This window comes from Comamonas sp., assembly GCF_036666375.1.
In the GTDB taxonomy this organism is placed as follows: Bacteria; Pseudomonadota; Gammaproteobacteria; order Burkholderiales; family Burkholderiaceae_C; genus Comamonas.
The window spans coordinates 44,997-50,492 of the sequence record NZ_JAVWWA010000025.1 but is presented as its reverse complement, the minus strand read 5'-3'; the positions used below and the strand labels follow the sequence as shown (position 1 = coordinate 50,492).

General features: G+C 62.9%; 3 protein-coding genes. 1 reads left to right on the top strand and 2 read right to left on the bottom strand.

All coding sequences use genetic code 11. From position 1 onward, the window contains the following. The first annotated feature begins 148 nt into the window (after positions 1–148). Positions 149–1,435, top strand: coding sequence for a M16 family metallopeptidase (locus RR928_RS08810; protein ID WP_332539356.1), 1,287 nt, complete (start codon positions 149–151; stop codon positions 1,433–1,435). A gap of 24 nt (positions 1,436–1,459) precedes the next feature. On the opposite strand, the gene RR928_RS08805 is transcribed toward RR928_RS08810, so the two are convergent. Together RR928_RS08805 and RR928_RS08800 are read right to left on the bottom strand one after the other, a co-directional pair. Then, the gene (locus tag RR928_RS08805; RefSeq protein ID WP_332539357.1) at positions 1,460–2,239 is read right to left on the bottom strand and encodes a hypothetical protein; all 780 of its coding nucleotides are present in this window, start codon (positions 2,237–2,239) and stop codon (positions 1,460–1,462) included. A 723-nt stretch (positions 2,240–2,962) separates the two neighbouring features. Then, positions 2,963–5,496 (bottom strand): DUF5801 repeats-in-toxin domain-containing protein (locus RR928_RS08800; RefSeq protein ID WP_332539359.1); only part of this gene is annotated, 2,534 nt, incomplete at its 5' end.

The following is a 5,496-nucleotide window of genomic DNA, read 5'->3' as shown; positions in this document are numbered from 1 at the left end:
TCCAGTCACGTCTTCGCAGTGACTAGAACGACCCCCGCAGGGCCTGGCTTTGCGGGGGATTGCTTTTTGTGGAACCGATGGAGCAGCAAGAAACCAGCCTATGACTCAAGAAAAGCGCGTTGCTACAGTGGCGGCCGATCGATCCGCCATGATCCTGCACACCCTCCCCAACGGGGTCAGGTTGCTGGCCCTTCCCATGCCCCATGTGCAAAGCGTCAGCGTGGGCGTGTTCCTGCGCGTGGGCTCGCGCGACGAGACGCCGGCGAGCAACGGCATCAGCCATGTGCTGGAGCACATGGCGTTCAAGGGCACGGCCACGCGCAACGTGCAGGCAATCAACCTGGATGCGGAGCGCCTGGGCGCCGAGGTGAATGCGTTCACGGGCAAGGACACGACGGGCTATTTCATGACCGGGCTGGGCCGGCACGCGCCGCAGCTGCTGCGCATGACCGCCGACATCGTGCTCAACAGCACCTTCCCCGAGCATGAATTGCAGCGCGAGCTGGAGGTGATACGCCAGGAAGCCATAGAGTACGCGGAGGACCCGGAAGACAGTGCCAGCGATCTTCTTGATCGCGCCATCTGGGGCGACGAGCCCATGGGCATGCCCGTGATAGGCACGGTCGCCAACATCGAGGGCTTCACGCGCCAGGATCTGGTGCGCCATGTGCAAAGTCACTATGTCGCGCAAAAGGCCGTGGTGGTTGCGGCCGGCAACTTCGACGTAGACGCCTGGCTGGCGCTGGCCGCGCAACTGTTTGCCGCAATGCCCGCGGCGTCCGATGCGCGCGTGCTGGCGCCGCCCCGGCCTGCGCCGTACCTGGGCCAGGCGCTGGCCCGGCGCTTCACCCAGGTTTCGCAGGTGTTCGTGAACATCGCCTATCCGCTGGCGCCGACCACGCAGCAGGACGAGACTGCGCAGCGTGCGCGTCTGGCGGCCTCGCTGGCGGCCTATCTCTTTGGCGAAGGCATGTCGTCGCCGCTGGTCGACACCGTGCGCGAGCAGCAGGGCCTGGCGTATACGACCTATGCCACGCTGGAAAGCGCGGATGTCTGGGCCAACTTCATCGTGCATGCGGTCACGACCCCGGACAAGCTCGACGCGCTGCTCACCGCGACGGGCCGGCTGCTGCGCGCGCAGGCCGCGGCCATAGATTCCGTGCATCTGGAGCGGGCCAAGAACCAGCTGACCGTGTCCCGCGTGCGCGCTGCGGAGCGGCCTTTCGCCACGATGGAGCAGGCCGTAGAGGAATTGTTCACCCAGGGCAGCGTGATGCCCATGGCGCAGACGCTGGCGCTGATCGAAGACATCCGCGCCGAGGAAGTGCGCCTGGTCTTCGAGCGCCTGCTGGAGAACGCGCCAGCCGTGGCAATCACCGGCAAGGGCGCCAGCGCCAAGGCTGCGCGGCAGCTTGCGGGCTGCCTGGCCGGCTGAGCCGGCTTCGAGGCGCGCGCTGACTCATTTTCTGGAGCAGACGAAGCGGGCCACGCCGAGGTAGAGGTCGCCGCCAGGCAACTGGGCCCGGTAGCCCACGATCAGGCCAGGGACGGCGTCGCCCTGGTTCGCGAGCGTGACTACCGCGCCGGGGCCATTGGCAAACATATGGCCGGTGACACCCATGGAGGCCGGATTCTGGATTTTTGTCGCTAGACTCACGCTGGCGCTCTGGCTGCCCGCGCGCACCTGCATCGTCCCCTCTATTGCGGCGCCGTTGGCGTCGAACGTGACATTGGCGGCTCCGCTGGGCGAGTCGACTTTCTGGCGACTGTCTGAAGCACCGGTGGGCGTGGTCGCGGCAACGGACTTGCACTGCAGCTGGCCTTCGAGGGGCAGGGCCGCGAGGCGGTTGTAGACGATGTAGTGATACGACTCGTAGTCCTTGCCCTGCAGCGTGACGGAGTCTTTCTCGTGCGTCAGCGTGCCTTTCACCCAGCGTCCGAGCGCAAAATGCGCATCGCCGGCGATATCCAAGGTCTGTTGGGCGCCTGTCAGGGCCCTGGTGCCTATGCGGACCATGGCCCCGTTGTCTGCCTGCTCCGTAGGCACTGCCGACCCCATGGATTGCTCGCCTTTGGCGAGCAGGATGGTGCGCGCGTTCTCGTTGGCCACGAACTTGGCCGACACGGCGCCGCCGGGAGCGAGGCCCTTGGCCGCCGGGGCTGCGGGTTCCGGGTCACCGTCACCGCCGCAGGCTTGCAGCAGCGACAGCACGGAAAGAAAAAGAATATGTTTGATCATGATGAATGACTTCCTTGGCGCTGTTTGAAAGATAGCTTTCAGGAAAAGGAAAAGATCACACGATTGATATCAAGTGCTTGATTTGCGGTTCCATGCAGCCCTCCTCATTTGTTTCTATAAAGTGGCCTTTGAGAAACCCGGCGACGATAATGCACGGCGACAGGTTCATTCGCGGTCAGCCGGGTGCTGGTCATTCATGCAGTCGTACCAATCAGCGCGAACAGCACTGGCACTTTCAGCACAGAAGATTGAATATGACCAGGATTATTATTTTGTTGAATTTTTCAAGGATGGATCCGTCTTTGGCATGCTGTCTTGATATAGGAATATCCTGAAAGTCAGGATAGGTGTTCTGGTGGCAAGGCGTAGGAAACGCATCTCGATCGACACCTGAGCGTATCGTCTTCAGGGCCACGACCGTGAATCCTTCATCCACCGCTGGGAAAGGTGGATATGGAGCGATGCGCGGCAAGCAAAGCCAAAGCGCTGCAAGGCTCACCACCGGGATGCTTTTAGAGGCGCAGACCTGGAGAATCCATTGGGCGTGCCGTGGATGATGAAGCCGGTCGACTCGACCACAGGCGATAAAAAACCCCCGCATGGGCTATGTGCGGGGGGGTTATGATCGATGAAGGCGGGCCTGAGGGATGCGCACCTCCATCGAAGAAGTCAGGCCGGCGGGCGCAATGGGATGCGCTGAAAACCATGCCGGCCAGATAATTTTCAGATAATGTCGCTGAATGCCATGTCGGTAACTCCTGCCAGTTTGACAATGCTGGTAATGCCGTCGCCGTCAGCATCCGTTGCGAGGTAGCCGTCGGAGCCGACCACGCCGAAGTAGTATTGCACCGTCCCATTGAGAGCAGTATCTGCGGCGGTGACAAAGGCCGAAAGAGTGGCCGCAGCCAGCAGATTTTCAGCGTAGCTGGTCACGGAGCCGGCTGTCGAGAAGTCCAGCTTGTCCGTGCCGGATGCGAAGCCGCTGGTGACGTTGTACATCACTGCCGCGAGCAAGCCGTCTTTATCCGCACCGGCGAAGGCAAACGTATCGGCGGCCGAAGTCGGGCTCAGATTTGCACCGCCAACGATGTTCACCCCCAGCGTCTGGCTGCCGGTGGCGTCGCCGTCCGCATCGACAACTGCAACTTGGAAGTTCAGGTTGGCGTTGAGCGTGGCACTGTTGGCCGTGACGAAGCCGATATCGGATATCTTGATGACATCGTTATCGGTGGTTGCGGCTTCGGGGTTGGCCGTACCGGGTGTTCCCTGGAACTCCTGGAACGTGGTGCTCCCGCCTGAGGCTCCCGTCAGGGGATTGAGATTGATCGCGGTTCCCGTCACCCCTTCCGTCGAGACCAGCAACTGCGCACCCTCGATCAAGTAGTTCTGGGCACCGGTATTGAAATCATTGTTCTCGATGAACACCGCACCATCATTGTTGTCGAGCACTAGGTTGTAGCCTGCGGGAAGAGTGCCGCCGAACTTGATGATGTCGCTGTTGTCGATGATGATGGCTTTGGTGGTTCTGCTCTGGTCATCGGGATCCACCAGTTTGAGAACCAGCACCAGATCCTCGCTGCCGATGCCGTCGAACTTGAGGAACACGCCATTGGCTTGCGTGGTGGGCGTCAGGCCGGTAAACCCGGTCGGGTTGGTGTTGAAGAAATCCAGATCGAGCACTTCTCCTTTCTGAATGGTGTCGCCCGCCACACCATTGGCCGTGTTCGACACGCTGACCCAGGTGGCAGCCTGGGTGAACAGTTCGCCGTTGACAAAGTTGGTGCCCGCATCCCCCCCGGCTGCCTGCAGGTTGTTGGCGCCGGTGCCACCGCCGGGCTCGCTGATGCCCGTGAACTGCACGAAGAAATTGGTGCTCAGCTGGGCAACCGACACGTCCGGTTGGGTCTGATCGATCGCGTTGGACCCGGCGGTGTAGCCCGTGAAGCCCAGTGCCTGGCCGGTCGTCAAGGTGTTGAATCCGGCGATGGGCTGGGACAGCGCGACGGTGTAGGAGTCGTGCATTTTGTCGAAGGTCAGCGTTCCCGCCGCAGCGGCGGTGGTGGCGGACGCCGGATCTGGCTGGTAGCTGAACTGGATATTGAAGACGGCAGTGTTGGCATCCTCCGAGAACCAGGTGACGGTGGGGCTGCTGATGGCCGCCGAGCCCACCGTGCCGGTGAGCGTGATGGCAGCGAAGTCGGAGTTCGACGCACTGAACGCGAGCCTGGAATCCGCACCCATGGAGTAGTCAAAGACACCGGTTCCGCCGGGTGACGGGTTGCTGGCATTGGCGTAGACCAGATCGGACTTTTGGCGAATTGCCGGCGTGTCGTCGTCCACGTCGATGCTCAGTGTGCCGCTGGCCGAGTCGCCGTCGCCGTCGGTGACCTGATAGTTGATCGTGAAAGCCTGGTTGTTCTCATCAAGGCCGGCGGCGTGCAGGATGGGAGCGTTTTGCGTGACCGTGTAAGCTCCGGTGCTGCTGTCGAGCGACAGCGTCAGCACGGTCCTGGTGCCCTGTTTGACCAGCAGGCTGTTGCCGGCGCCGGCCTCGTAGCTGAAGTCCGCAGGCGCGCCCGTGGTGAGATAGGCGATTGCACCAGCATTGTCGGCACCAAAGCTGTGACCCAGCGTGCCGCTGGCGTTGGCGGTATCGATGTCGTCGCCCGTGCCGCCGGCATTGCCGCCCGACAGTGCGTCATCGTCCAGCCTGACGACCAGGTTCGTGGATACAGACGGCCCGTCGTCCTTGAAGAACAGGTTGTGGCCTATGTCGAGCGTGGCCTGGGCGCTGTCGCCGTCCTTGTCGGTGGCGGTCGCCGTCAGCGTCACCAGGTTGTCCGCCGCCAGGCCCGTCGAGTCATCGGGATTGCCGGTGTCGGCATGCACCACGGCGCGCAGCTGGTCGAGCGTGACACTGCCGTTGGCCGCCACGCTGACCGTGAACACCAGCGCATTGGTCGTTGCCGTGCGGCCTTGGACCACGCCGCCCACCAGCGACAGGTTCACCGCTTCGTTCGTGGCCGTGTCCACCAGCCCCGAGGCACCGGCTGCCACGCCCAGCGCATAGTCGAGCGTGCCGGCGCCATCGGCGCCGAAGGCCGCGCTGAAGTTGCCCGCGAAGCTGGCCGCCGCATCGGTCGCCAGCACGGTCTCGTCCACGGTCAGCGTCGGCTCGGCGCCGGTCGTGCCCAGGCTGGGGCCGTCGTCCTTGAAGAACAGGTTGTGGCCTATGTCGAGCGTGGCCTGGGCGCTGT